We start from the raw sequence: 20,823 nt of genomic DNA on the forward strand, positions 1-20,823 counted from the left end.
TATGTTAAACCGCGAGCTCGAAGTCACCCTCAATCTTGCCTTCAAGGAGGCTCGTTCGAAGCGTCATGAATTCATGACCGTCGAGCACCTTCTGCTGGCCCTATTGGATAATGAGGCTGCCGCCACCGTTTTGCGTGCCTGCGGCGCAAACCTCGACAAACTCAAGCATGATCTGCAGGAGTTCATCGACTCCACCACGCCATTGATCCCCCTCCATGACGAGGATCGTGAAACCCAGCCAACCCTGGGCTTCCAGCGTGTACTGCAACGTGCTGTCTTTCACGTACAGAGCTCGGGCAAACGCGAAGTGACTGGCGCCAACGTGCTGGTCGCAATCTTCAGTGAGCAAGAGAGTCAGGCAGTGTTTCTGCTGAAACAGCAGAGCGTTGCGCGCATCGATGTCGTCAACTACATCGCCCACGGTATTTCCAAAGTGCCGGGGCACGGCGATCACTCTGAAGGTGAGCAAGATATGCAGGACGACGAGGGCGGTGAGTCTTCTTCTTCAGGCAATCCTCTGGATGCTTATGCTAGCAACCTCAACGAACTCGCGCGCCAGGGTCGTATCGATCCGTTGGTAGGCCGTGAGCTGGAGGTCGAACGCGTCGCGCAGATCCTGGCGCGCCGTCGCAAGAACAATCCGTTGCTGGTAGGCGAGGCGGGCGTGGGTAAAACCGCAATTGCCGAAGGCCTGGCCAAGCGCATTGTCGACAACCAGGTGCCGGACCTGCTGGCCAACAGCGTGGTGTATTCCCTCGATCTGGGGGCCTTGCTGGCCGGGACCAAATACCGCGGCGATTTCGAGAAGCGCTTCAAGGCGCTGCTCAATGAGCTGAAAAAACGTCCGCAGGCGATCCTGTTCATCGACGAAATCCACACCATCATTGGTGCGGGTGCCGCGTCCGGTGGCGTCATGGATGCCTCGAACCTGCTCAAGCCATTGCTGTCGTCCGGCGATATTCGCTGCATCGGTTCGACCACGTTCCAGGAATTCCGCGGGATCTTCGAGAAGGACCGCGCCCTGGCTCGGCGCTTCCAGAAGGTCGATGTGTCGGAACCTTCGGTGGAAGACACCATTGGCATCCTGCGTGGCCTGAAAGGGCGTTTCGAAGCGCACCACAACATCGAATACAGCGATGAAGCCCTGCGCGCCGCTGCTGAACTGGCCTCGCGTTACATCAATGACCGGCACATGCCGGACAAGGCTATCGACGTTATCGACGAGGCGGGTGCCTATCAGCGTCTGCAACCGATCGAGAAACGCGTGAAACGCATCGAGGTTCCTCAGGTCGAGGACATCGTTGCGAAAATCGCGCGAATTCCGCCAAAACACGTCACCAGTTCCGACAAGGAGCTGCTGCGTAACCTTGAGCGTGACCTGAAGCTCACGGTATTTGGCCAGGATGCGGCGATCGACTCCTTGGCGACCGCGATCAAGCTGTCCCGTGCCGGCCTTAAATCGCCTGACAAGCCCGTTGGTTCGTTCCTGTTCGCAGGGCCGACCGGTGTCGGTAAAACCGAAGCCGCGCGGCAACTGGCCAAGGCGCTGGGGGTCGAGCTGGTTCGCTTTGACATGTCCGAGTACATGGAGCGCCACACCGTATCGCGTCTGATCGGTGCACCTCCAGGTTATGTCGGGTTCGATCAGGGCGGTCTGCTGACCGAGGCCATCACCAAGCAGCCTCACTGCGTGCTGTTGCTCGATGAAATAGAGAAGGCGCATCCGGAAGTCTTCAACCTGCTGTTGCAGGTCATGGACCACGGTACGCTGACCGATAACAACGGGCGCAAGGCAGACTTCCGTAACGTAATCGTCATCATGACGACCAACGCCGGTGCCGAGACTGCAGCGCGTGCTTCGATCGGTTTCACCTATCAGGACCACTCGTCCGATGCGATGGAAGTGATCAAGAAGAGCTTCACGCCGGAGTTCCGCAACCGTCTGGACACCATTATCCAGTTTGGTCGCCTCAGTCATGAGGTCATCAAAAGCGTGGTGGACAAGTTCCTTACCGAGCTTCAGGCGCAGCTGGAAGACAAACGCGTGCAGTTGGAAGTGAGCGATGCTGCGCGTAGTTGGCTGGCAGCGGGTGGCTATGATTCGGCAATGGGTGCTCGACCAATGGCGCGTTTGATTCAGGACAAGATCAAGCGTCCGCTGGCGGAAGAGATTCTCTTTGGCGAACTGGCCGACCATGGTGGTGTGGTTCACATCGATCTCAAGGATGGCGAGCTGACCTTCGAGTTCGAGACCACGGCTGAAATGGCCTGACGTTAACCGCAATAAAGCAAAAGGCGCTGAAAGGCGCCTTTTTGCTGTTTATCACACCGATCCCCCTGTAGGAGCTGCCGAAGGCTGCGATCTTTTGATCTTGCTTTTACCGGCCATAAGCAAAATCAAGATCAAAAGATCGCAGCCTTCGGCAGCTCCTACGCGAGCAGGTTTCGGTGGGCGTTAAAATTGCAGGCAAACAAAAACGCCCGGCATAGCCGGGCGTTTTGTATTGACTTGATTAGCGAGCGCGGTAAGTGATGCGCCCTTTGCTCAAGTCATAGGGCGTCAGCTCGACGCGCACTTTGTCACCGGTAAGAATACGGATGTAGTTCTTGCGCATCTTGCCGGAGATATGCGCGGTTACGACGTGCCCATTTTCCAACTCCACACGAAACATGGTGTTGGGCAGGGTGTCGACGACAGTGCCTTCCATTTCGAAGCTGTCTTCTTTCGACATGCAGTAAAGCCCTCGGTGTCCAATGAATGGCCCGGTGCAACTGCGCCAGGCAAAAGCGGCGTGCATTGTGCCCGAAAAATGGGGTTTAAGCCAAGGGGTTCTAGTTCAGGATGACCCAACGTTGATTAATCAGCAGTTCGATAGGGCGATATTGGGTTTTGTAGCTCATTTTTTTGCAGTTTTTGATCCAGTAGCCGAGATAGACCGCTTCCAGCCCCAGGCGCCGGGCTTCGGCGATCTGCCAGAGGATTGCAAAGCGCCCCAGGCTACGACGCTCCTCGCCGGGTTCGTAGAAGGTGTAGACCGCCGACAGACCGTTGGGCAGCAAGTCGGTAACGGCCACTGCCACCAGTCGGCCTTCGAGCCGAAATTCGTAGAAGCGGGAGAACGGCAGGTCACGCACCAGAAAGGTCGAAAACTGGTCGCGGCTCGGCGGATACATATCGCCATCGGCGTGACGTTGTTCGATGTAGCGTTGATAGAGGTCGAAGTACTCTTCGCTGAACTTTGGTCGGGCCGGACGCACTTGCAGGTCGGCATTGCGTTTCAAAATGCGTTTCTGCTGACGGTTGGGTGCAAATTGCGCCACAGGGATGCGCGCCGGTACGCACGCATTGCAATTCTGGCAATGGGGCCGGTAGAGGTGATCGCCACTGCGACGAAAACCCATTTCCGACAGATCTGCGTAGACATGCACATCCATGGGCTGACTGGGATCGAGGAACAGCGTCGTGGCCTGTTCCTCGGGCAGATAACTGCAAGAGTGGGGCTGAGTGGCATAGAACTTCAAACGCGCCAACTCGGTCATGATCAACCCTCGGGATATGCTTTTGGTTAGGGGGCGTTCTCAATTCGTTTCCCCGCATTAAGTGTAAGCCACGCGCGCAAAAGTCGCTCAGCAAACCCAGGTGGCACGGCTGGGTTGATCCAGATGCCGCGCAAGATAGCCGGCAAATTCACGGCGGGGAATCGCTCGGGCACCCAGACTGTGCAGATGATCGGTAGGCATCTGGCAATCGATCAGCACAAAACCTGAGTCTTTCAGATGTCGCACCAGTGTGGCGAAGCCATATTTGGAGGCGTTGTCGGCGCGGCTGAACATCGACTCACCGAAGAACAACTGCCCCATGGCCAGGCCGTAGAGCCCGCCGACCAGCACGCCATCATCCCAGACCTCCACGGAGTGGGCATAACCGCGCTTGTGCAGTTCGACGTAGGCGTCCTGCATCGCCTGGGTGATCCAGGTGCCGTCGGCGTAATCCCTGGGCGCGGCGCAGGCACGGATGACCGAGACAAAATCCCGATCAAAGGTCACTTGATAGCGTTGTTGGCGCAGCAGTTTGTTAAGGCTGCGGGAGACGTGCAGTTCGTCGGGAAACAATACGGTGCGCGGATCAGGCGACCACCAGAGGATCGGCTGACCCTCCGAAAACCACGGAAAGCAGCCGTGACGATAGGCCTGAATCAGACGGTCGGCGGACAGGTCGCCACCCGCGGCCAGCAGTCCGTTGGGATCGCGCATGGCTTTTTCCAGCGGCGGAAAGGTCAGGGTGTTGCGTTGTAACCAAGTCAGCATGGCATCCGGGCTTGCAGAAGGGGAGGGCGGTAGCGGGCCATTGAGCCCGCCTTGAAGGAGGTTAACCGTCAAACGGTGGGGATGTCATCGAGATACTTCTCGGCATCCAGTGCGGCCATGCAGCCGGCTCCGGCGGACGTCACTGCCTGGCGGTAAATGTGATCGGCCACATCACCGGCGGCGAACACGCCTTCGATGTCGGTGGCGGTGGCGTCACCTTCGCTGCCGCCCTTGACCAGCAGGTACCCGTCACGCATTTTCAACTGACCCTGGAACAGGTCGGTGTTGGGCTTGTGGCCGATGGCGATGAATACGCCGGCCAGGGGCAATGCACTGGTTTCGTCGGTTTGGCTGTGACGCAGGCGGGCGCCGGTCACGCCGCTGGCATCGCCCAGCACTTCATCCAGATTCTGGTTCCAGTGCAGGCGGATATTGCCATTGGCGGCTTTTTCGAAGAGCTTGTCCTGAAGGATTTTCTCCGAGCGCAGTTTGTCGCGACGGTGAATCAGGTGGACTTCCTTGGCGATGTTCGACAGGTACAGCGCTTCTTCAACCGCCGTATTGCCGCCGCCGACCACCGCCACCACCTGATTACGGTAGAAGAAGCCGTCGCAGGTGGCGCACGCCGAAACGCCTTTGCCGGCAAAGGCTTCTTCCGAGGGCAGCCCCAGGTATTGCGCCGAAGCGCCGGTGGCGATAATCAGCGCATCGCAGGTGTAGGTGCCGCTGTCGCCGATGAGCTCGAACGGCCGTTGTTGCAACTTGGCGGTATGGATGTGGTCGTAAACGATCTCGGTGTCGAAGCGTTCGGCGTGTTTTTGCATGCGTTCCATCAGTACCGGGCCGGTCAGGCCTTCGACGTCGCCGGGCCAGTTGTCGACTTCGACGGTGGTGGTTAGCTGGCCACCTGCCTGTATGCCGGTAATGACGACTGGTTTTAGGTTGGCGCGGGCGGCGTAAACGGCGGCACTGTAACCGGCGGGGCCGGAACCCAGAATGATCAGGCGTGAATGCTTAGCTTCGCTCATAAAAACACCTCATAAGCCTTTGTCACAAAAGAGAATGCATGCTCAAATTGGACCGCGTGTACTGTGCTGTTGGCTATGCTACACCTACGGACCTGGAGCATGGCATCGGGCGAACAAACCCGTACAATGCCTGCCTGTAACCGTGTGTGTGTCAAAAAAGCATTGCGCGCCGTATTTCGAAAACCCGGGGTGCAGTGTTAAAAGTAGTCCCAGTTGCGCCTGTTAACTTTTTTACCTGCCTGGATTGGGCAGTTTTTATAGTCATTCAACAGATGGACGCGCCATAGGCGCAGGAAAAGAAGCGTTTTGAAGAAATCCACCGCAGCACCTAAAACAGTCGTTCCGCTCTGGCGCCAGCAATTGCACTACCGGCTCAAGGAAGGTGCATTGATCGCCATCGGCGCCTTGTGCCTGTTCCTGATGATGGCCTTGTTGACCTATGGCAAGGACGATCCGGGCTGGAGCCATAACAGCAAGATCGACGATGTGCAGAACTTCGGCGGGCCGGCCGGCTCTTACAGCGCCGATATCCTGTTCATGGTTCTGGGTTACTTCGCCTACATTTTCCCGCTGCTGCTGGCGGTCAAGGCGTATCAGATCTTCCGTCAGCGCCACGAGCCGTGGCAGTGGAGCGGCTGGCTCTTCTCCTGGCGTCTGATCGGCCTGGTGTTTCTGGTGCTGTCGGGCGCGGCGCTGGCCCATATTCACTTCCATGCGGCGACCGGTCTGCCGGCCGGCGCCGGCGGCGCTCTGGGCGAAAGCCTTGGCGATCTGGCCAGGAACGCGCTGAACATCCAGGGCAGCACGTTGTTGTTCATCGCGCTGTTCCTGTTCGGCCTGACGGTGTTCACCGACCTGTCGTGGTTCAAGGTGATGGACGTCACTGGCAAGATCACCCTTGATCTGTTCGAACTGTTTCAGGGCGCGGCCAATCGCTGGTGGGCGGCCCGTGTCGAACGCAAGCAACTGGTCGCCCAGCTGCGTGAAGTCGACGATCGCGTGCATGACGTGGTCGCGCCGACCGTTACCGACAAACGCGAGCAGGCCAAGGTCAAGGAACGCCTGATCGAGCGCGAGCAAGCCCTGAGCAAGCACATGTCCGAGCGCGAGAAACAGGTGCCGCCGGTGATTGCCCCGGCTCCGCCCAAACCCGCAGCGCCCAGCAAGCGCGTGGAGAAAGAGAAACAGGCACCATTGTTCGTCGACAGCGCCGTCGAAGGCACCTTGCCGCCGATCTCGATTCTCGACCCTGCGGAAAAGAAACAACTCAATTATTCGCCTGAATCCCTGGCGGCCGTCGGCCACTTGCTGGAAATCAAGCTCAAGGAATTCGGCGTCGAAGTCTCGGTGGACTCGATTCACCCGGGCCCGGTGATTACCCGTTACGAAATCCAGCCTGCCGCCGGGGTTAAAGTCAGCCGCATCTCCAACCTGGCGAAAGACCTGGCCCGTTCCCTGGCCGTGACCAGTGTGCGTGTCGTGGAAGTGATTCCGGGCAAGACCACGGTCGGTATCGAGATTCCCAATGAAGACCGGCAGATCGTGCGGTTCTCCGAGGTCTTGTCGACCCCCGAATACGATAACTTCAAGTCCCCGGTCACACTGGCCCTGGGTCATGATATCGGTGGTAAACCGGTCATCACCGACCTGGCGAAAATGCCGCACTTGCTGGTAGCCGGTACGACCGGTTCCGGTAAATCGGTGGGTGTGAACGCGATGATCCTGTCGATTCTGTTCAAGTCTGGCCCGGAAGACGCCAAGCTGATCATGATCGACCCGAAAATGCTCGAGCTGTCGATCTACGAAGGCATTCCGCACCTGCTGTGCCCGGTGGTCACCGACATGAAGGACGCCGCCAACGCCTTGCGCTGGAGCGTCGCCGAGATGGAACGGCGTTACAAACTGATGGCGAAGATGGGCGTGCGCAACCTGTCGGGCTTCAACGCCAAGGTCAAGGAAGCGCAGGACGCCGGCGAGCCGTTGAGTGATCCGCTGTACAAGCGCGAAAGCATCCACGACGAGGCGCCGCTGCTGCAAAAGCTGCCGACCATCGTCGTGGTCGTCGACGAATTCGCCGACATGATGATGATCGTCGGCAAGAAGGTTGAAGAACTGATCGCCCGTATCGCGCAGAAGGCACGTGCCGCCGGTATTCACTTGATCCTCGCGACCCAGCGGCCGTCGGTGGACGTGATCACGGGTCTGATCAAGGCGAACATCCCGACCCGCATGGCGTTCCAGGTATCGAGCAAGATCGATTCGCGGACCATCATCGACCAGGGCGGCGCCGAACAACTGCTGGGCCACGGTGACATGCTCTACATGCCACCGGGCACCAGTCTGCCGATCCGTGTTCACGGCGCGTTCGTGTCCGATGACGAGGTTCACCGGGTGGTTGAAGCCTGGAAACTGCGCGGCGCGCCGGAATACAACGATGACATCCTCGCCGGTGTCGAAGAGGCCGGTAGCGGCTTTGAAAATGGCGGCGGTGGCGGTGACGATGATGCCGAAACCGACGCGCTCTACGACGAAGCGGTGCAGTTCGTGCTGGAAAGCCGTCGCGCGTCCATCTCTGCGGTTCAGCGCAAGCTGAAAATCGGCTACAACCGCGCGGCGCGCATGATCGAAGCCATGGAAATGGCCGGGGTCGTGACCTCCATGAACACCAACGGCTCGCGTGAAGTCCTGGCCCCTGGCCCGGTGCGCGACTGATCCGGTTTTGAAAGGGGCGGCGTCTTGAGGCGCCGCCCGCACTCCCACGAATGTTTAAGAGGACTCCCATGCGTCTTATCCGCATGCTGTTGCTGCCGGTACTGGCTTTGACCACGCTCTCGGCCCACGCCGATGACAAGGACGTGGCGCGTCTGACTCAACTGCTGGAAAAATCCCAGACCCTGACCGCGCGTTTCTCCCAGCTGACCCTTGATGGCAGCGGCACCCAGTTGCAGGAAACCGCGGGTGAAATGTCCTTGCAGCGTCCTGGCTTGTTTTACTGGCACACCAACGCGCCGGCCGAACAAACGATGGTCTCCGACGGCAAGAAGGTGACGTTGTGGGATCCGGACCTTGAGCAGGCCACCATCAAGAACCTTGATCAGCGCCTGACCCAGACCCCGGCATTGCTGCTGTCGGGTGACGTGTCCAAGATCAGCCAGAGCTTCGACATCAGCGCCAAGGAAGCCGGTGGCGTGATCGACTTCACCTTGAAGCCGAAAACCAAAGACACCCTGTTCGACAGCCTGCGCCTGTCGTTCCGCAACGGTCTGGTCAATGACATGCAGATGATCGACAGTGTCGGTCAGCGCACCAATATCCTGTTCACCGGTGTGAAGGCCAACGAGCCGATTCCTGCGTCCAGATTCAAGTTCGACATCCCTAAAGGGGCGGACGTGATTCAAGAGTAAGACGCATAACCTGTGGGAGCGAGCCTGCTCGCGATAGCGTCGGGTCAATCAACATTGATGTTGAATGTAATGCCGCCATCGCGAGCAGGCTCGCTCCCACAGGGGTCAACGGTGTTCAAATTATTGACTGATAGGCAGTGAGGTTTCGCAAGTAGTGATGGACCTGTTTCGAAGTGCCCCGATTGCTCAGCCTCTGGCCGCCCGTTTGCGTGCGACCAATCTGGACGAGTACGTCGGTCAGGAACACCTGCTCGCTCGCGGCAAGCCTTTGCGCGAAGCCCTGGAGCAGGGTGCCCTGCACTCGATGATTTTCTGGGGGCCGCCGGGGGTGGGTAAAACCACGTTGGCGCGGCTGCTGGCGGAAGTCTCCGATGCGCATTTCGAAACGGTGTCGGCGGTGCTGGCCGGGGTCAAAGAGATCCGTCAGGCGGTGGAAGTCGCCAAGCAGCAGGCCGGACAGTACGGTAAGCGCACTATCCTGTTCGTCGACGAAGTGCACCGCTTCAACAAGTCACAGCAGGATGCGTTCCTGCCGTACGTTGAAGACGGCACGTTGATTTTCATTGGCGCGACCACGGAAAACCCCTCGTTCGAACTCAACAACGCTTTGCTCTCAAGAGCCCGCGTCTATGTGCTCAAAAGCCTCGACGAAGCGGCCCTGCGCAAGCTGGTGCACCGCGCATTGACCGAAGAGCGTGGGCTGGGCAAGCGGCAGCTGACCCTCAGCGATGAAGGCTTCCAGATGCTGTTGTCTGCTGCCGATGGCGATGGCCGGCGTCTGCTCAATCTGCTGGAAAACGCCTCGGACCTGGCCGAAGACAACAGTGAGATCGGCGTTGATCTGCTGCAAAGTCTGCTCGGCGATACCCGTCGTCGCTTCGACAAGGGCGGCGAAGCCTTTTACGACCAGATCTCCGCGCTGCACAAGTCGGTGCGCGGCTCCAACCCCGATGGCGCGCTGTACTGGTTCGCACGGATGATCGATGGCGGCTGTGACCCGTTGTACCTGGCCCGGCGCGTGGTGCGCATGGCCAGTGAAGACATCGGCAACGCAGACCCTCGCGCCTTGAGTCTGTGCCTGGCGGCGTGGGAAGTGCAGGAGCGCCTCGGCAGCCCCGAAGGCGAGTTGGCGGTGGCCCAGGCCATTACGTATCTGGCCTGCGCGCCGAAAAGCAATGCGGTATACATGGGTTTCAAAGCCGCGATGCGCAGCGCCACCGAACACGGTTCGCTCGAAGTGCCGCTGCACCTGCGCAACGCGCCGACCAAATTGATGAAGCAACTGGGTTATGGCGACGAATACCGTTACGCCCATGATGAACCGGATGCCTACGCCGCTGGCGAAGACTACTTCCCGGACGAGCTCGAACCGCAACGGTTTTATCAACCAGTGCCCCGCGGCCTGGAGCTGAAGATCGGCGAAAAGCTTAACCATCTCGCGCAGCTTGATCGCCTGAGCCCCCGGCAGCGGAGAAAACCGTGATTCCCTTGATCGTTGCAGTTTCCGTCGGCGGTGTCGCCGGTACGCTGTTGCGCTTCGCGACGGCTAACTGGATCAGTACGAATTGGCCGCGGCACTTCTATACCGCGACGCTGGCCGTTAATATCGTGGGCTGTCTGCTGATCGGCGTTTTGTACGGCCTGTTTTTGATACGCCCGGAAGTACCGATCGAGGTGCGCGCCGGGTTGATGGTCGGCTTCCTCGGGGGGCTGACGACTTTTTCATCCTTTTCACTGGATACGGTGCGCTTGCTGGAAAGCGGGCAAGTGCCGCTGGCCCTGGGCTATGCGGCCATCAGCGTATTCGGCGGGCTGCTTGCGACGTGGGCTGGCCTGTCCTTGACCAAACTTTGATAACGAGAAACCGACATGCTCGATTCCAAACTGTTACGTAGCAACCTTCAGGACGTAGCGGACCGCCTGGCATCCCGTGGCTTTGCCCTGGATGTTGCGCGCATCGAAGCGCTGGAAGAACAGCGCAAGACCGTCCAGACCCGCACCGAAGCATTGCAGGCTGAACGTAACGCGCGTTCCAAATCCATCGGTCAGGCCAAGCAGCGCGGCGAAGACATCGCGCCATTGATGGCCGACGTCGAGCGTATGGCGGGCGAGTTGAGCGCGGGTAAAGTCGAATTGGACGCGATCCAGACCGAACTGGATTCGATCCTGCTGGGCATCCCGAACCTGCCGCACGAATCGGTGCCGGTCGGCGATGACGAAGAAGGCAACGTTGAAGTGCGCCGTTGGGGCACGCCGAAGGCTTTCGACTTCCCGGTGCAGGACCACGTGGCCCTGGGCGAGAAGTTCGGCTGGCTGGACTTCGAAACCGCCGCCAAGCTGTCCGGCGCCCGTTTCGCCCTGCTGCGCGGCCCGATCGCCCGTCTGCACCGTGCGCTGGCGCAGTTCATGATCAACCTGCACATCAACGAACACGGTTACGAAGAGGCTTACACCCCTTACCTGGTGCAGGCGCCTGCGTTGCAGGGCACCGGTCAGCTGCCGAAATTCGAAGAAGACCTGTTCAAGATCAGCCGCGAAGGCGAAGCCGATCTGTACCTGATCCCAACGGCTGAAGTGTCGCTGACCAACATCGTCGCTGGCGAGATCGTCGATTCGAAACTGCTGCCGATCAAGTTCGTGGCACACACACCGTGCTTCCGCAGCGAGGCCGGTGCGTCGGGTCGCGACACTCGCGGCATGATCCGTCAGCACCAGTTCGACAAGGTCGAGATGGTCCAGATCGTTGAACCATCGACGTCGATGGAAGCGCTGGAAGGCCTGACTGCCAATGCCGAGAAAGTCCTGCAGCTGCTGGAGCTGCCATACCGCACCCTGGCGCTGTGCACCGGCGACATGGGTTTCAGCGCGGTCAAAACGTACGATCTGGAAGTGTGGATTCCAAGCCAGGACAAGTACCGCGAGATTTCGTCGTGCTCCAACTGTGGCGACTTCCAGGCCCGCCGCATGCAAGCGCGTTTCCGCAACCCGGAAACCGGCAAGCCTGAGCTGGTTCACACCCTGAACGGTTCCGGCCTGGCGGTCGGTCGTACCCTGGTGGCGGTGCTCGAGAACTATCAGCAAGCCGACGGTTCGATCCGTGTGCCTGAGGTGCTCAAGCCGTACATGGGTGGCCTTGAGGTCATCGGCTAAATGGACTATCTGCCGCTGTTTCATAACCTTCGCGGCAGTCGTGTATTGGTCGTCGGTGGGGGGGAGATTGCCTTGCGCAAATCCCGCCTGCTGGCCGAGGCCGGTGCGCTGCTGCGGGTGGTCGCGCCTGAAATCGAATCGCAACTGCGCGAACTGGTGGCCGGCAGCGGTGGTGAGTGCCTGTTGCGTGGCTACGCCGAAACGGACCTGGACGGTTGCGGGCTGATCATCGCCGCCACTGACGACGAACCGCTGAACGCACAAGTCTCCGCCGATGCCCATCGGCGTTGCGTGCCGGTCAACGTGGTCGATGCGCCGGCCCTGTGCAGCGTGATCTTCCCGGCGATTGTCGACCGTTCTCCATTGATCATCGCGGTGTCCAGCGGCGGCGATGCACCGGTGCTGGCGCGGTTGATCCGCGCCAAGCTGGAAACCTGGATTCCGTCCACCTACGGTCAGCTGGCCGGTCTGGCGGCGCGTTTCCGCACTCAGGTCAAAGGCCTGTTTCCGGATGTGCAGCAGCGCCGGGCGTTCTGGGAGGATGTATTCCAGGGCCCGATTGCCGACCGGCAACTGGCCGGGCAGGGCACCGAAGCCGAGCGCTTGATGCTGGCGAAAATTGCGGGTGAAGCACCTGTCGCTACCGGCGAGGTTTATCTGGTGGGCGCCGGGCCGGGTGATCCCGACCTGTTGACCTTCCGCGCCTTGCGCCTGATGCAGCAAGCCGATGTGGTGTTGTATGACCGTCTGGTGGCGCCAGCGATTCTGGATTTGTGCCGTCGCGATGCCGAGCGGGTCTATGTCGGCAAACGCCGCGCCGATCACGCCGTGCCTCAGGAGCAGATCAACCAGCATCTGGTGGATCTGGCCAAGGCCGGCAAGCGCGTGGTGCGCTTGAAGGGCGGCGATCCGTTCATTTTCGGGCGCGGCGGTGAAGAGATCGAAGAGCTGGCGGCCCATGGCATCCCGTTCCAGGTCGTGCCGGGCATCACCGCCGCCAGCGGTTGCGCGGCGTATGCCGGGATTCCGCTGACTCACCGCGATTACGCGCAGTCGGTGCGCTTCGTCACCGGGCACCTCAAGGACGGTTCAACCGATTTGCCGTGGGCTGATCTGGTCGCGCCGGCGCAAACCCTGGTGTTTTACATGGGGCTGGTAGGCTTGCCGATCATCTGCGAGCAGTTGATCAAGCACGGTCGCGCGGCCGATACCCCGGCGGCGTTGATTCAGCAGGGCACTACGGTCAATCAGCGGGTGTTTACCGGCACCCTGGCCGACCTTCCACGGCTGGTGGCGGAGCATGAAGTGCATGCGCCGACGCTGGTGATTGTTGGGGAAGTGGTGCAACTGCGCGAGAAACTGGCTTGGTTTGAAGGGGCTCAGGCGCTGGTCTAGAGACCGAGTCGCCCCCATCGCGAGCAGGCTCGCTCCCACAGGGGATTTGTGAACGACGCAAATCCAATGTGGGAGCGAGCCTGCTCGCGATGGGGCCCTCAACATCAATACAGAATTACGATCATTCCTGGTTGTTGCGCCAAACCCCTTTCCCCTTCAACCGCGCCCGATCATGAGCCGCAGTGAAGTCCTGCGCCGGCCCTTTAGGCACGATTCCGGTCGGATTGATCGTTTTGTGGCTGCCGTAGTAGTGGTTCTTGATGTGCTCAAAACTCACCGTCTCGGCAATCCCCTGCCACTGATAAATCTCCCGTAGCCAGTTCGACAGATTCGGATAATCGGCAATCCGCCGCAGGTTGCATTTGAAGTGGCCGAAATACACCGCATCGAAGCGAATCATCGTAGTGAACAGCCGAATATCCGCTTCCGTCAGGTATTCGCCCGTCAGATAACGATTTGCCCCCAGCAACTGCTCCAGCCGATCCAGCTCGCCAAACAACTCATCGAACGCTTCTTCGTAAGCCTGCTGCGACGTGGCAAACCCGGCGCGATAGACGCCATTATTCACCGCTGGATAAATCCGCTCGTTTAATGCATCGATCTCGGCCCGCAATGGCGCCGGGTAGAAGTCCAGGTCATTGCCGGTCAGGTCATCAAATGCGCTGTTGAACATGCGGATGATTTCCGCCGACTCATTGTTGACGATGCGATTCGTCTGCTTGTCCCAGAGCACCGGAACGGTGACGCGGCCGGTGTAGTCGGCGGTATCGGTGGTGTAGCGCTGATGGAGAAAATTGAAGTGATCGAGCTTGTCGCCGGTCGAGCCCAGATTTTTATCAAAGGTCCAGCCGTTTTCCAGCATCAACCAACTGACCACCGACACATCGATCAGGTTTTCCAAGCCCTTGAGCTTGCGCAGGATCAACGTGCGATGGGCCCACGGGCAGGCGAGGGAGACGTAGAGATGATAGCGACCGGCCTCGGCGGCAAAACCACCGACGCCGGTCGGGCCTGGCTTGCCGTCGGCGGTCAGCCAGTTGCGACGTTGTGCCTGTTCACGCTGGAACGTGCCGTCCTTGCTGCTTTCGTACCATTGATCCTGCCAGCGACCTTCGACTAACAAACCCATGTTCAAAACTCCTCAAACCGATAAGCGTTGGAGAGGAGTTTATGCGCATAGGTTCGAACAAAAAGCGCAAAGGTTGGGCGTTTATGATCGGTTAAATCGATCTGTCCCGGGCATCCCAGTACTGCTGGGCGGTTTCGAACGCTTGCTCGCGGGGCTGGCCGAGGCCGCGCAAGGCCAGGGCCATGGTCGAGATCAACGCCATTTGCGGGTAGCTGTCGACCACGTCCCCACGCCACACCGCTTTCAAATGCTCGGGATCCAGGCTCGCTGGTTTGACGTGGCGCTGGGTCGACAGCTGCGGCCATTCTTCATCCCAGCTTTCGCCGCCGGTGGTGCCATACAGGTGACTGTCGGCGTCCGGGTTGATTTCGATTTCACCGCCGTCGCCCTTGATGACGATGGCGGTGTCGCCCAGCAAACCGCTGGCATCGCGATGCACGGCCTGATAGCCGGGGTGGAAAATGCTTTGCAGACCGCAGCGAGCGCCCAGCGGATTAAGAATCCGCGCCAGGGAATGGATCGGCGAGCGCAGGCCCAAGGTGTTGCGCAGGTCGATCATCCGCTGAAGTTGCGGGGCCCAATCCACCAATGGCATGAACGCCAGACCGCCCCGGTCCAGCGCCGTGCCGACCTGTTGCCAGTTGCGGCACAGTGGAATGTTCAGCGTCTGGAGCAGTTGTTCGCTGTACAGCCGACCGGCCGTGTGCGCGCCGCCGCCATGCATGAAGATGCGCACGCCGTTCTGCGCCAGGCACTTGGCCGCCAGCAGATACCACGGCAAATGACGCTTCTTGCCCGCGTAAGTCGGCCAGTCCAGATCGACCGCCAGCGCCGGTGGATTCAGGCGTTCACGCAAGGCTTCGGTGAACCCGGCCATTTCCTCGGCGCTTTCTTCCTTGTGCCGTAACAGCATCAGGAATGCACCGAGCTGGGTGTCCTCGACCTTTTCATCGAGCACCATGCCCATGGCTTCGCGGGCCTCTTCGCGGGTCAGGTCGCGGGCGCCGCGTTTGCCTTTGCCAAGAATCCGCACGAACTGGGCGAACGGGTGCTCGGCGGGCGTTTCGAGGGTCAGTGCTGGATAGTCGGTCATAAGCAATTCGTCGGTTTGGGCAGGCCCGCCAGTTTCGCGGCGAGTTTGGCAGGGGTGCCTTTGAACAGTCGGTTCAGGTGCAGGCTGTTGCCCTTGTCGGGGCCGAGTTTCAATGCGGTGTACTTGATCAGCGGGCGGGTCGCCGGGGACAGCTGGAACTCGTCGTAGAAGCTGCGCAGCAGTTCGAGGATTTCCCAGTGTTCGGCGCTCAGCTCGATGTCTTCGGCGGCAGCGAGGGCGACGGCCACCTCGGCAGACCAGTCGCTCAGTTCGACCAGGAAACCGTCCTTGTCCAGTTCAATGGCGCGGGCGCCGACCGTCAGGGATTTCATAGCCAACTGTTGACCTTGTCGTAGTGAATCGACAGCTCGACGAAGGCCGGGTAATCGATAGCCTTGGCCCAGTCCGGGACTGCCAGCGCCCGTGCTTGAGTATCTTCGGCCAGTACGAACAGTTTCAGGCTGCGAGCATGCAGCGCGCTGAACGGCGCAGTGCCTGGCTGCAAGGCATAGGCCGCGTCGCCGCTCAGCAACAGCGCATCGTCGGGGCCGATCACGCGCAGGCAACTGCTCAGGCGGTCGTCGCCGAAAGGGGAATGAGACAACACATGCAAAGTCGACATCAGAGGGTGATCACCTGGTCGTAACGGTCAATAAGGGCGGTGATTTCCTGGGCGGCCAGCACCTGGGCTTCTTCAAGCGACAGAGCTTTAGGGTCCAGACCACGGGCAGCAACGCTTTCACCGCACACGAACAGGTCTTCGACACCAAATATCGGCAAGGCTTGCAGGTTGGCGCTCAGGTCTTTCTGTTGCAACGCCTTGGCGTCCTGTTTCGCCGCGAGCTGGAACACGCCGTCATCGAGAAACAGCAGGCCGATCGGCAGATCGAAGGCGCCACCGGCCAGCACGATGTCCAGTGCTTCCCGCGCATTAGGCCCCGACCACGGCGCCTGACGGCTGATTATCAGCAAGGATTTAGCCATCTCACACGCCTCCAAAACAGATCAAGCGGTCAGCGTCCTGTACCGCGTCATGCAGTTGACCAAGGCCGGACAATTCCCACGGCGCGCCCACCGCAACGGCTTCACGCTGATAGCGCTGGGCTTCTTCTTCGTTCAACACCCCACGGCGCAGGGCCGCGGCGATGCAGACCACGCCATCGAGCTGATGCTCGGTGACAAAGTTGCGCCACTGTTTGGGCATGTCCTGCTCATCCTGAGGCGTGACCACGCTGCCGGACGCGTTGTAAACGCCATCCTGATAGAAAAACAGCCGGACAATCTCATGCCCGCCGGCCAGCGCGGCCTGGGCGAACAGCAAGGCACGGCGCGAGGAGGGCGCATGGGCGGCGGAAAACAGCGCAATGGCGAATTTCATGACGGGCTCGATCAGCAAAACTGCGGCCATGATAAAGCTTTATCGGCGAGGCGGCGAAGGGCGTTTACTCATAGACCGAGTCGCTGCCATCGCGAGCAGGCTCGCTCCCACAAGGGATTTGTGTCGTACACAATATTGAAATCCACCACAGCCCCCTGTGGGAGCGAGCCTGCTCGCGATAGCGGAGTGTCAGGCAACATCAATGTTGAATGTGATAACCCGATCAGCGCGGCATATAACCCAACTGCCAACGCCGCGGAATCTTCAACGACAGCACCCCCAGCGCCCCGGCCAGCAGGCCGCTGACAAACAGCGCCCTGAGCCCCAGATGATGTTCCAGCAGCGCCCCGATCACCGCGCCGGCAAACATCCCGGTCCACGGGATCAATTGCACCCGCCAGCCGTTGCGCCGCTCGCCCAGCATCCAGCGTCCCAGCCCACGGCCGAACCGCGACAGCGCGCCGGTGACGTAGGTCAGGCCGACCGGCAGACCGTTCACTTCTTCCACGGCAGCATTGAGCATGCCCATGGCAATGATCGTCGCCAGCAGCGCCGGCAGTTGCAGGTCATAGGGCCAGGCCGCAGCGCCGCACAGCAACGTGGCGATGCACAGCATCAATGGCAGCGCCCGTCGGCCACCGAACCGGCTGACAACAATGCCCAAGGCATTGCCGATGACGAACGTGGCCACGAGAATCAGCAGACGCAACGTCAGCCCGAGATCGCCATCGCTGATCGCTACGGCAAGGCGGGTGGTGTTGCCGCTCATGAAGGACACGAAGTCGCCGCTGGCCATGAAGCCGATGGCATCGGTCATGCCGGCGAGCACCGACAAACCGGCGACCAGCGACAGGCCGATGCGTCCGCGCCATTTATGAGTATGCAGATGGCCCGGCGTGGCCCGGGTGCTTGAAGGAGAAGGCAGCATTGAAGAGGACTTCCTTGAGCAGCGATGATTACTTGGCTAACCCATATAACTCGCAATACTCCAGCCAGTCCATGCCCGCCATCTCCGCGACTTCCTTGTGCACCTCCATGCGTTGAGCCTGGTAATCCTCAGGCGTGGCGGCGGTCAATTGCAACGTCAGCTCCCAGGCAAACAAGCCCAGACGCTCGGCCTCGGCTTCGAACGCTTCATGCAAACGCTCGTCGCGGTACTGCTCGGCTGTCTCACCCTTGGCCTGGGCCAACAGCGGATTGAGGTTATCCAGTTCGATACGCAGCTCAGGACGCTCGTCGAGAAACTTCCTCAGCGCCTGCTCGTGTTGCTGTTCGGTTGCCGCCATGGTCACTCCTTGAGATTACGAAGACTGCTTTTTACTCGCCTTGGCGGCCGCGGCCAGACACTCCAGAGCAAATTGCTCGGGGTAGGTCATCTGGATCGGCGTGGTTTCGCCTTTGACGGTTCTTTCGCCGTCGAGAATGTAACGGATCCGCTTGTCGGTGACGCCAATTCGCTTGGCGATCCAGGAAGGCGTCTGACCGATCTGGCTGATCAGCTTGTCGGCGTATTCAGCGGTCGGTTTGTAGTATTCGGCGTTGGGTGTCATGACCTTTCCAGAAAAATGGGCCCGGAAAAATGGGCGATGCGGCGTTAATGGCGCGACAGGGTGCGCGAATCGTTGCGCGGTGTCGCGGTATAAATGAAGTAAAGCAGAACGATACGCCGCGCCACGGTGATACAGTCCGCTTTTTCCTGATGAGCGAACGCAATGCGAATTCTGATGGTGGCGCTGGCCGCAACCTTGCTGGCGGGCTGCGCCGGATCGGTGATGAATGACGCCCGCACCAAAACCCCGTACAAAACCCTGACCTCGGACAAACCGGAAAAAGTGGTCGCCCAGTGCGTGCAGTTTGCCTGGCAGGACGAAGCGGTGTTCGGCGTCGATGCCGGCGCCTATTTGCAGCCGGGCAAGAAGGGCGGTTCGACGGTCTACACCCGGTCGGCCGAGTCCTTCGTGGACGTGACCGCCGATGCTTCGGGGACAGCGTTGAACTACTACGCGCAGCATGACGATTTTGTCGCCAAGCGCCGATTGGCGGCGTTGGCGACCTGTTTGTAAGCAAGATCAAAAGATCGCAGCCTTCGGCAGCTCCTACAGGGTGAACGCAATCCCATGCAGGAGCTGCCGAAGGCTGCGATCTTTTGTTGGCACCCCGAAAAATCGAAGGTTACACATCCATCAAACGCTTCTGGAAAAAGAAGCGCTTGTGGCCCGGCGGGTAATCGGCAATTTGCCCCAACTCGCTGTAACCGTGCTTCTTGTAAAACTCCGGCGCCTGGAAGTCGAAGGTGTCCAGCCAGATCCCGATGCATTCCTTCTCCCGGGCCAGGTCTTCGGCCATCTGCATCAGCTTCGAGCCCATCCCTTGTCCCCGGGCCTGCTCCGGCACCGACAACAACTCAATGAAAAGCCACTGGTAAAACACTCGGCCATACAGCCCGCCGAGAATCTCGTCGCTGTCATCGCGTACCAGCAAAGCAATCTGCTCTGACACGGTGGTTCCAGCCTTTGAGGCGTTGTAGGCGCGCAGCGGTGTGAGGATCGCCTCGCGTTCTTCCTGAGTGGCATTTTCCGACAATTCGATTCGCAGGGTCATGGCTACATCCTTATGGCGGTGAGCAGGAGCCTATCCGGGTCGCGGCGATTGTTCTATCCCAAAAAGAAGCCCGGCAGCCATGCCGGGCTTTTTCTTTTTCGCCTAACATGGACGCCTTCTGATGAAAATAAGGATGGATTGTCATGTCGAACACAGCCGAGCGGGTCAACATCATCGAGTCCCAGGTGCTGTCCCACGACTGGTATCTACTGAAGAAAATCACTTTCGATTACTTGCGCAACAGCGGCGACTGGCAACGTCAGACCCGCGAAGTCTATGACCGTGGCAACGGCGCGGCGATTCTGTTGTTCAATCGGGAAAAGAGAACCGTCGTGCTGACCCGCCAGTTTCGCTTGCCGGTGTTCGTCAACGGCCACGATGGTTTGCTGATTGAAGTGGCGGCGGGGCTGCTGGAAGGCGCTGCGCCTGAAGAACGTATTCGCGCTGAAGCCGAAGAAGAAACCGGCTATCGCGTTCACCATGTGCAGAAAGTTTTCGAAGCCTACATGAGCCCAGGCTCAGTCACTGAAAAGCTGCATTTCTTCATGGCCGAGTACGACGCGTCTTCGAAAGTCAGCGATGGCGGCGGGCTGGAGGAAGAAACCGAAGAGCTGGAAGTGCTGGAGTGGAAGTTCGACGAGGCGCTGGCGGCGTTTTATCGCGGGGAAATCTGCGATGCCAAGACCATCATGCTGCTGCAGTATGCGGCGATGAAGGATGTCTTCGGAGCGGTTTGATCTAGTGGGCGGCGATTCAGGCAATGGCTGTGGGATGTTCCCTGTTTTTTTGCAGGGTTCATCAGATAAACAAATCATCCATCCTGCCGGCCTCGTGGCACTCGTACCCTTCCAGCGTCAGCAAGCGCTCTTTCGCCTCAAGCCCGCCGGCAAACCCCGTCAGTTTCCCTGATGCGCCGATCACCCGATGACACGGCGCGACAATCGAAATCGGATTCTTGCCATTAGCCGCCCCCACCGCACGAACCGCGTTGGGATTGCCGATCTGCCGGGCAATCTCGCTGTAGCTGCGCGTCTGGCCAAACGGAATCGTCAGCAGCGCCTGCCACACCTTCTGCTGAAATTCCGTCCCGGCAAAATCCAGTTCCAGCTCGAAACGGTTACGCGTGCCGGCAAAGTACTCCTGCAGTTGCTGTGCGGTGCGTACCAGAATCGGGTTGTCCGCTGCTTCCGTCATTGGCCCCAGCCTTACCCGGCCCGGCTTGTCGTTTTCCCAGAGGATGGCCGCCAGTCGCGCGCCTTTCGCGACCAGTTTCAATTCGCCGACCGGAGACGCCAGGGTGATGAAGGTGTAAGTCATGCCGGCGGACTCCGCAAAAG

General features: G+C 59.7%; 24 protein-coding genes. 9 read left to right on the plus strand and 15 right to left on the minus strand.

Annotated features, from left to right (window positions below):
• Window position 1 precedes the first annotated feature (1 nt).
• The gene (gene clpA, locus KGB14_RS25955; RefSeq protein ID WP_223489955.1) at window positions 2-2,272 is read left to right on the plus strand and encodes an ATP-dependent Clp protease ATP-binding subunit ClpA; all 2,271 of its coding nucleotides are present in this window, start codon (window positions 2-4) and stop codon (window positions 2,270-2,272) included.
• A gap of 241 nt (window positions 2,273-2,513) precedes the next feature.
• On the opposite strand, the gene infA is transcribed toward clpA, so the two are convergent.
• The 4 genes from infA to trxB form a co-directional block, all read right to left on the minus strand.
• On the minus strand, window positions 2,514-2,732 hold the full coding sequence (infA, locus tag KGB14_RS25960) for a translation initiation factor IF-1 (protein ID WP_002553999.1): 219 nt from the start codon (window positions 2,730-2,732) through the stop codon (window positions 2,514-2,516).
• A 100-nt stretch (window positions 2,733-2,832) separates the two neighbouring features.
• Window positions 2,833-3,540: an arginyltransferase gene (locus KGB14_RS25965; protein WP_223489957.1), complete on the minus strand. Its 708-nt coding sequence runs from the start codon at window positions 3,538-3,540 to the stop codon at window positions 2,833-2,835.
• Between the two features lie 87 nt (window positions 3,541-3,627).
• A complete protein-coding gene (aat, locus tag KGB14_RS25970) occupies window positions 3,628-4,308 on the minus strand; it encodes a leucyl/phenylalanyl-tRNA--protein transferase (protein WP_223489965.1) in 681 nt (226 codons plus the stop codon).
• Window positions 4,309-4,376: 68 nt separating this feature from the next.
• The gene (trxB, locus tag KGB14_RS25975; protein WP_223489967.1) at window positions 4,377-5,336 is read right to left on the minus strand and encodes a thioredoxin-disulfide reductase; all 960 of its coding nucleotides are present in this window, start codon (window positions 5,334-5,336) and stop codon (window positions 4,377-4,379) included.
• 306 nt (window positions 5,337-5,642) lie between these two features.
• On the opposite strand from trxB, the gene KGB14_RS25980 reads away from it, so the two are divergent.
• The 6 genes from KGB14_RS25980 to cysG all read left to right on the plus strand — a co-directional run bounded on the left by KGB14_RS25980 (window position 5,643) and on the right by cysG (window position 13,285).
• Complete coding sequence (locus KGB14_RS25980) at window positions 5,643-8,048, plus strand: DNA translocase FtsK (protein ID WP_223489975.1); 2,406 nt, start codon at window positions 5,643-5,645, stop codon at window positions 8,046-8,048.
• A gap of 68 nt (window positions 8,049-8,116) precedes the next feature.
• On the plus strand, window positions 8,117-8,740 hold the full coding sequence (gene lolA / locus KGB14_RS25985; protein WP_150656273.1) for an outer membrane lipoprotein chaperone LolA: 624 nt from the start codon (window positions 8,117-8,119) through the stop codon (window positions 8,738-8,740).
• A gap of 157 nt (window positions 8,741-8,897) precedes the next feature.
• On the plus strand, window positions 8,898-10,223 hold the full coding sequence (locus KGB14_RS25990; protein ID WP_223489977.1) for a replication-associated recombination protein A: 1,326 nt from the start codon (window positions 8,898-8,900) through the stop codon (window positions 10,221-10,223).
• Window positions 10,220-10,594, plus strand: coding sequence for a fluoride efflux transporter CrcB (gene crcB / locus KGB14_RS25995; RefSeq protein ID WP_223489979.1), 375 nt, complete (start codon window positions 10,220-10,222; stop codon window positions 10,592-10,594). The genes KGB14_RS25990 and crcB overlap by 4 nt, the downstream gene beginning before the upstream one ends.
• Before the next feature lie 15 nt (window positions 10,595-10,609).
• Entirely contained in the window at window positions 10,610-11,890 is a 1,281-nt protein-coding gene (serS, locus tag KGB14_RS26000; RefSeq protein WP_223489981.1) for a serine--tRNA ligase, read from the plus strand.
• On the plus strand, window positions 11,891-13,285 hold the full coding sequence (gene cysG / locus KGB14_RS26005) for a siroheme synthase CysG (RefSeq protein ID WP_223489983.1): 1,395 nt from the start codon (window positions 11,891-11,893) through the stop codon (window positions 13,283-13,285).
• Window positions 13,286-13,406: 121 nt separating this feature from the next.
• Here cysG and KGB14_RS26010 read toward each other — a convergent pair whose 3' ends face one another.
• From KGB14_RS26010 to KGB14_RS26050, 9 genes are all read right to left on the minus strand, one after another.
• Window positions 13,407-14,414 (minus strand): glutathione S-transferase family protein, encoded by a 1,008-nt coding sequence (locus KGB14_RS26010; protein ID WP_223489986.1) that lies wholly within the window; start codon window positions 14,412-14,414, stop codon window positions 13,407-13,409.
• A 91-nt stretch (window positions 14,415-14,505) separates the two neighbouring features.
• On the minus strand, window positions 14,506-15,507 hold the full coding sequence (locus tag KGB14_RS26015) for a glycosyl transferase family protein (RefSeq protein ID WP_223489988.1): 1,002 nt from the start codon (window positions 15,505-15,507) through the stop codon (window positions 14,506-14,508).
• Window positions 15,504-15,839 carry a TusE/DsrC/DsvC family sulfur relay protein gene (locus KGB14_RS26020; protein ID WP_223489990.1) on the minus strand — a complete coding sequence of 112 codons (336 nt, stop codon included), beginning with the start codon at window positions 15,837-15,839 and terminating at the stop codon, window positions 15,504-15,506. Before KGB14_RS26020 ends, KGB14_RS26015 begins: the two co-directional genes overlap by 4 nt.
• Window positions 15,836-16,129 carry a sulfurtransferase complex subunit TusB gene (gene tusB / locus KGB14_RS26025; RefSeq protein WP_223489993.1) on the minus strand — a complete coding sequence of 98 codons (294 nt, stop codon included), beginning with the start codon at window positions 16,127-16,129 and terminating at the stop codon, window positions 15,836-15,838. Before tusB ends, KGB14_RS26020 begins: the two co-directional genes overlap by 4 nt.
• Window positions 16,129-16,491, minus strand: a complete 363-nt coding sequence (tusC, locus tag KGB14_RS26030; protein WP_223489996.1) for a sulfurtransferase complex subunit TusC — start codon at window positions 16,489-16,491, stop codon at window positions 16,129-16,131. The genes tusB and tusC overlap by 1 nt, the downstream gene beginning before the upstream one ends.
• A 1-nt stretch (window position 16,492) precedes the next feature.
• Window positions 16,493-16,885, minus strand: coding sequence for a sulfurtransferase complex subunit TusD (gene tusD / locus KGB14_RS26035; protein WP_223489999.1), 393 nt, complete (start codon window positions 16,883-16,885; stop codon window positions 16,493-16,495).
• Between the two features lie 223 nt (window positions 16,886-17,108).
• Window positions 17,109-17,813, minus strand: a complete 705-nt coding sequence (locus KGB14_RS26040; protein WP_223490001.1) for a YoaK family protein — start codon at window positions 17,811-17,813, stop codon at window positions 17,109-17,111.
• A gap of 28 nt (window positions 17,814-17,841) precedes the next feature.
• A complete protein-coding gene (locus KGB14_RS26045) occupies window positions 17,842-18,171 on the minus strand; it encodes a DUF6388 family protein (protein ID WP_223490003.1) in 330 nt (109 codons plus the stop codon).
• A 15-nt stretch (window positions 18,172-18,186) separates the two neighbouring features.
• Window positions 18,187-18,435: a hypothetical protein gene (locus KGB14_RS26050; RefSeq protein ID WP_008154823.1), complete on the minus strand. Its 249-nt coding sequence runs from the start codon at window positions 18,433-18,435 to the stop codon at window positions 18,187-18,189.
• A 162-nt stretch (window positions 18,436-18,597) separates the two neighbouring features.
• On the opposite strand from KGB14_RS26050, the gene KGB14_RS26055 reads away from it, so the two are divergent.
• On the plus strand, window positions 18,598-18,948 hold the full coding sequence (locus KGB14_RS26055) for a hypothetical protein (RefSeq protein WP_223490006.1): 351 nt from the start codon (window positions 18,598-18,600) through the stop codon (window positions 18,946-18,948).
• 109 nt (window positions 18,949-19,057) lie between these two features.
• On the opposite strand, the gene KGB14_RS26060 is transcribed toward KGB14_RS26055, so the two are convergent.
• Window positions 19,058-19,486: a GNAT family N-acetyltransferase gene (locus tag KGB14_RS26060; RefSeq protein ID WP_223490008.1), complete on the minus strand. Its 429-nt coding sequence runs from the start codon at window positions 19,484-19,486 to the stop codon at window positions 19,058-19,060.
• 143 nt (window positions 19,487-19,629) lie between these two features.
• On the opposite strand from KGB14_RS26060, the gene KGB14_RS26065 reads away from it, so the two are divergent.
• The gene (locus KGB14_RS26065; RefSeq protein WP_223490010.1) at window positions 19,630-20,223 is read left to right on the plus strand and encodes an NUDIX domain-containing protein; all 594 of its coding nucleotides are present in this window, start codon (window positions 19,630-19,632) and stop codon (window positions 20,221-20,223) included.
• Window positions 20,224-20,284: 61 nt separating this feature from the next.
• Here the strand turns inward: KGB14_RS26065 and KGB14_RS26070 are convergent, their stop codons facing one another.
• Complete coding sequence (locus KGB14_RS26070) at window positions 20,285-20,803, minus strand: methylated-DNA--[protein]-cysteine S-methyltransferase (protein ID WP_223490012.1); 519 nt, start codon at window positions 20,801-20,803, stop codon at window positions 20,285-20,287.
• Window positions 20,804-20,823 lie beyond the last annotated feature (20 nt).

This window comes from Pseudomonas sp. A-RE-19 (assembly GCF_019956555.1).
In the GTDB taxonomy this organism is placed as follows: domain Bacteria; phylum Pseudomonadota; class Gammaproteobacteria; order Pseudomonadales; family Pseudomonadaceae; genus Aquipseudomonas.